The 4,613-nt window shown below is 63.2% G+C and carries 4 protein-coding genes and 1 pseudogene; all 5 read right to left on the reverse strand.

Annotated elements, in window-relative coordinates; all coding sequences use genetic code 11:
* Positions 1-302: pseudogene (locus ACFQ00_RS16705) on the reverse strand (hypothetical protein); the annotation flags it as partial.
* Between the two features lie 2 nt (positions 303-304).
* Positions 305-1,210: an alpha/beta fold hydrolase gene (locus tag ACFQ00_RS16710; protein ID WP_381493444.1), complete on the reverse strand. Its 906-nt coding sequence runs from the start codon at positions 1,208-1,210 to the stop codon at positions 305-307.
* Positions 1,207-1,707 carry an aromatic-ring-hydroxylating dioxygenase subunit beta gene (locus ACFQ00_RS16715; protein ID WP_381493447.1) on the reverse strand — a complete coding sequence of 167 codons (501 nt, stop codon included), beginning with the start codon at positions 1,705-1,707 and terminating at the stop codon, positions 1,207-1,209. Before ACFQ00_RS16715 ends, ACFQ00_RS16710 begins: the two co-directional genes overlap by 4 nt.
* 1 nt (position 1,708) lies before the next feature.
* Positions 1,709-3,034 (reverse strand): aromatic ring-hydroxylating oxygenase subunit alpha, encoded by a 1,326-nt coding sequence (locus ACFQ00_RS16720; RefSeq protein ID WP_381493450.1) that lies wholly within the window; start codon positions 3,032-3,034, stop codon positions 1,709-1,711.
* A 25-nt stretch (positions 3,035-3,059) separates the two neighbouring features.
* Entirely contained in the window at positions 3,060-4,358 is a 1,299-nt protein-coding gene (locus tag ACFQ00_RS16725; RefSeq protein WP_381493453.1) for a Gfo/Idh/MocA family protein, read from the reverse strand.
* Between the last annotated feature and the right edge of the window lie 255 nt (positions 4,359-4,613).

Below are 4,613 nucleotides of genomic sequence, written 5' to 3' on the forward strand. Positions count from 1 at the left end.
TTCACTACATGCGCCGCGAAGTCGCCCGCGATCGGCACGGTGCGCGAGGCCACGCCGGCATCGCCCCAGCCGATGCTTTGATTGCCAAGGCCCACGCAAATCTGCGGATAGCTGTCATAAAAGAAGCTATTGAGATGCTCGCTGCTGACCATCACGATCAGGTCCGGAGCCAACGCCTCCAGTTCCTCGCGGAGCCGGTCGAAGGCCGCATGGACACGCGCCTGGGCGGGAATGGCTGGATCGTATTTCCGGATCGTCATCCCGGTGTGCGACGTCCCGTAGCCGGCAATCAACTGCGCCACGTCTAACCTGTCCCCGTCGCCGACACCGCAGCTCGATCCTCCCCGACGCGGCGCAAGAACGCCCGAACCAGCTCATTGAATTCGGCTGGCTTCTCGAACTGCGGCCAGTGGCCGGCATCTTCCATGAGATACCACTGCGCGTTCGGGATGATCCTGCTTGCCTCCTCGCCGACGAGCCAGGGCATGGTCGGGTTCTGCCGGGTCCACAGCACCAGCGTCGGGCAGGCGATCCGTGCCAGCCGCTCGCGGGTGAGCGTCCAGGCGCCGCCGCCGGCGCCGGTCAGCTGGCCGACCATCTTGCCCGACATGGCCATGAAGTCCGGGTCGGAATAGATGCGGTAGCGGACGTCGACCAGCTCGTCGGTGACGACGCTCTTGTCGTGCATCAGCCATTCGAGCCGGGTGCGCACGCTCTCGCGCGTCGGCGCCGCAGTCGCCTTCGCCGTTGCGTCGCCAACCTTGGCACCGATCGTCCTGGTGAGTTCGGCGCCATCCTGCGACACCTCCAGACCCGCGCCGGTGATGCAGGCGTAGCCGCGAACGCGTTCGGGATGGTTGACCGCGATCCACCCGGCAACCCACCCGCCCAGCGACTGGCCGACCAGCACCGCAGCGCCAATGCCGGCCGCATCCATGTAGGCGATCACATGCTCGCCGAGGACGGCGGTGGAGTAGTCGATGTCCGGCTTGTCGCTGAGCCCATGACCGAGCATGTCCAGTGCGTGGACCTCATATGCCTCCGCCAGCGCAGCGACGTTGCGGATCCATGTCTCGGCATGGCCGGTGATGCCGTGGAGCAGGATGATGGGATCACCCTGTCCTGCAACGATGCTTCGGGTGCGCCGACCGCCAGCATTGGTAAAGCGCGTTTCGGTCCCCAGCGCCTCGACCCAGAAGCTGCCGCTCACAGGAACACCGATATCGCGCGCGGCAGCACGCGCTGAGCGAGGAACACCCGCCGCTCGGCGATCAGCCAGCCGTAATCGGTCCTGCGCAGCAGGTCCTGCCGGCTGCCGACGAAGAAATCGCCCTGCCTGTCGCGCCGCCCCTGGAACGTGATGAAATTCGAATGCGCCGTGACGCCGCCGTCCGCAGCCTCGACCAGCACATTCGAGACGCAGTGGCGGGTTCGCGAGCGGGGTTGCTCGGAATGAGCCATCCCGCTCTTCAACCGCTCGTATCGTTTTACGAGGAACGCCTTCGTCTCCTCGACCAGCGCCCACTCGCCTTCCGCCGGATTCCGGTGGTCGTCGTGCTCCAGCGTCTCCGCGATCGGCATCCAGTAGCGGGCGTCCTCGGCGAACAGCGCCAGCCACTCCTCGAAGCGCAACTCATCGAGCAGCTTTGCCTCATGGAACAGGAAGGTTTCGATTTCGCTGCGTAGCTCGGGCAGGTAGTTCCTCATCTCAGCCGCCTTGCCCAGTCATAAGGTTGAGCCAATGGCGGTAGAAGTTCCGATGGTTCTGCTCGGTATAATGGGGACCTAGCCGTCCCGGCAGGCCGCTCACCTCGACCTCGCCTTCACGCCCCAGCCCCATCGAATAGTCGAAGTCGGCACGTCCCGAGACGGCCCCGCGCAGCATTTCCGTGATCCGCTCGAAGTTCTCACCGTCGTCCTGGCCGAAGATGCCGGCGGCGGCATTCTCCTGCGACATCTGCGCCCGTGCATAGTCGCGCACCTCCTGCGGCGCGGCGGAGTCGAACAAGGTGGTCTGCCAGACCTCGATCTCGTCAACGCCGCGCGGATGCCATTGCAGAAGCCCGAACGCATGAAAGCAGCCGAACTTGATCCACGACAGGTTGGGAAAGACGTTGCCTTCACCGATCGAGTGTAGCTCGGCCTGGCGGTCGGAAAGATGCGTGCGTACCCGTTCGCTGAACGCCTCGACATAGGCGGCAGCGTCCGGCCCGAACATCTGGGCCATGCCCCGATCAAGTTCAATCGCCCGGCCGGGCTTTGGAATATCGCCCATGCCGTGGCCGTTTTCGAAGTAGGCCGTGTAGTCAGCGAGCGTGTCATAATCAGGCAAGAAGCCGATCCTGAAGGCGGCGCCATGTGTCGAGAGCACATGGTAGTCGTCGCCCGCAAAATTCTCCGACGCCAGCTTCCAGTTGGCCTTCATCCGGAACTTCATGGTCGGACCGATCACCTCGAGCCCGCCCAGCGCGCCGACGATCGGGATGTCGAAGTACCACAGCATGTCCTGCCCGAGATAGGTCTCAAGCGGAATCGCGTCCGCGTCCCAATTGGCGAAGATGAAGCCCTTGTAGCTCTCGACGCGCGGCACGCGGATCAGCCCCCGCGCATCCTTGGCGAGCTCGCGGTGGTATGCCTCGTCCATCTTGGGCACCCCGAGCAGCGAGCCGTCGCGGCTGTAGGTCCAGCCGTGATAGGGGCAGCGGAACAGGTTCGTGTTGCCGCGATCGGACGAGCAGACGGCCAGGCCGCGATGCCGGCAGCTGTTGAGCAGTACATTGATGCTGCCGTTCGAGTCCCGCGACACGATGACCGGATCCTCGCCGATCAGGGCCGTGACGTAGTCGCCGGCATTTCTCAGCTGCGACTCATGAGCGACAAAGCACCAGCTCTTCATGAAGATGTGGGTGAGCTCGCGCTGGTAGATCGCCGGGTCGCTGAATACGCGGCCGTTGATGCGGCCACGATCGGGATCGACGAGCCTCTGCAGCTCGGATTCCAGGACTGGGGGAGTATCTTTCAGAAGGGTCGCCATGTCTCTCTCTCCGGACACTGGGACATCAGGCAGGTTCGTCGCCGACCGGCACCTGATGCTTCAACTCGATCGTACGGCGCTCGGCAGCCGACTGCTCGATCGCCTGGCAGAGCTCGACGGTGCCCTTGCCCCAGCGGCCGTCATGAAAACTCGGCTTGTCGTTGAACACGGCATCGTACACCTGCATGAATTCGGCGGCGCGACCGGAGTGGCCGGTGACGGGGACTTCCTCCACCCCGTGGTCGCCGTGGATGTAGAGCCCCTCGAGCGACTGCCGGATGATGCCGCGATCGCACGCGACGATGATCAGTCCAAAGAATGGCTGGACCGGCTCGTCGAACGGCTTGAAGCCGGGGGTGACCGGCGCATAACCCCAGCGCTGGAACGCCTCGTTGTCGCTGACGCCGCCGTAGCGCAGGTCATTCTTGAGCTTCCACAGCTCAGCCTCGGCCGCGTCCGCCGACTTCTCGGCGAGCAGCCTCTTCATATTGTCGCGCACATAGCCACTGGAGCCGGGATCCTGCGCCCAGCCACCCTCGCTGGCGTTCCAGGTATAGCAGGTGCTGTCGAAATAGCCGCGCCAGTCGAACACCGCCGTCGACACCGCGCCGTTCTCGAACTCGATGAAGGCCGAGTAGCCTCCCTCGACATTGCGGAGGTGATCCCACCAGGTCTGCGCCCGGACCGACTTCACCATTCCGCCGCCGAGATAGCGGATGATGTCCATCTGGTGCGGCCCCTGGTTATAGAGGTCGCCGTGCCACATCTGCAGCTCGCGCGTCGGCCAGGGCTGGGCATTGAAGAAATTATAATTGATCGCGTTGATGTGGCGAACGGGGCCGAGGCGGCCGCTTGCGATCACTTCGCGCATCGCCCGGATGGGAGCATCCATCGCGTGGCTGTGCGCCGCGATCAGGTGAACACCGTGCTGATCGCAGGCGGCGATCATCTCGTCGACCTCGGCTGCCGAGAGCGACAGCGGCTTCTCGCACAGGACATGCTTGCCGTTGCGCGCAGCGATGATGGTGTGCTCCCTGTGGAGTTCGTGGGGCGACGAAATATAAACTGCATCGACGTTCGGGCTGCGGCACAGCGCCTCGACGTCGGAGTAGACCTCCGCATCATACTCCTTCGCGAACTGGGCCAGCGCCTCTTGCCTCAGGTCGGCAGCAGCGGTGAAGCGGATCGGAAGCGTGCGGATATCCTGACGTTCCCAGTTCAGCACCAACCCCGACGCTTGCCCCAGGCCGACGATCCCGATCCGTAAAATCTTGTCGGCTGAACGGTGATCGGGCGAGCTTGGGGATTCTGCCATGACGGACATTGCGCTTGCTCTCCTGAGATGGGCGATTCTCTTGCGGCAGTTTTATATGAACTTCCACATCGAAGTATTTCTTATAGACCCGGAAGGGTGCTGTCTAGAGGCTGTTATGGACTTGTGAGTCTGTATGGATTCAAAGGCTTGTATGGAGATTGTCCGCAAGCCTTATCCGTCCGATGTTTCCGATTGTCCCCCGTCAGCACCTATGGCACAGATTTGAGGTTGTGATTTAAGGAGGATTTGGGCTTCGTCGTAGTG

This window comes from Sphingosinicella xenopeptidilytica, assembly GCF_042676985.1.
GTDB lineage: Bacteria > Pseudomonadota > Alphaproteobacteria > Sphingomonadales > Sphingomonadaceae > Sphingosinicella > Sphingosinicella xenopeptidilytica.

Coding starts and splice junctions, on each gene's coding strand:
- ACFQ00_RS16715 (WP_381493447.1), bottom strand. CDS start 1,707: ATGAGGAACTACCTGCCCGAGCTACGCAGCGAAATCGAAACCTTCCTG.
- ACFQ00_RS16720 (WP_381493450.1), bottom strand. CDS start 3,034: ATGGCGACCCTTCTGAAAGATACTCCCCCAGTCCTGGAATCCGAGCTG.
- ACFQ00_RS16725 (WP_381493453.1), bottom strand. CDS start 4,358: ATGTCCGTCATGGCAGAATCCCCAAGCTCGCCCGATCACCGTTCAGCC.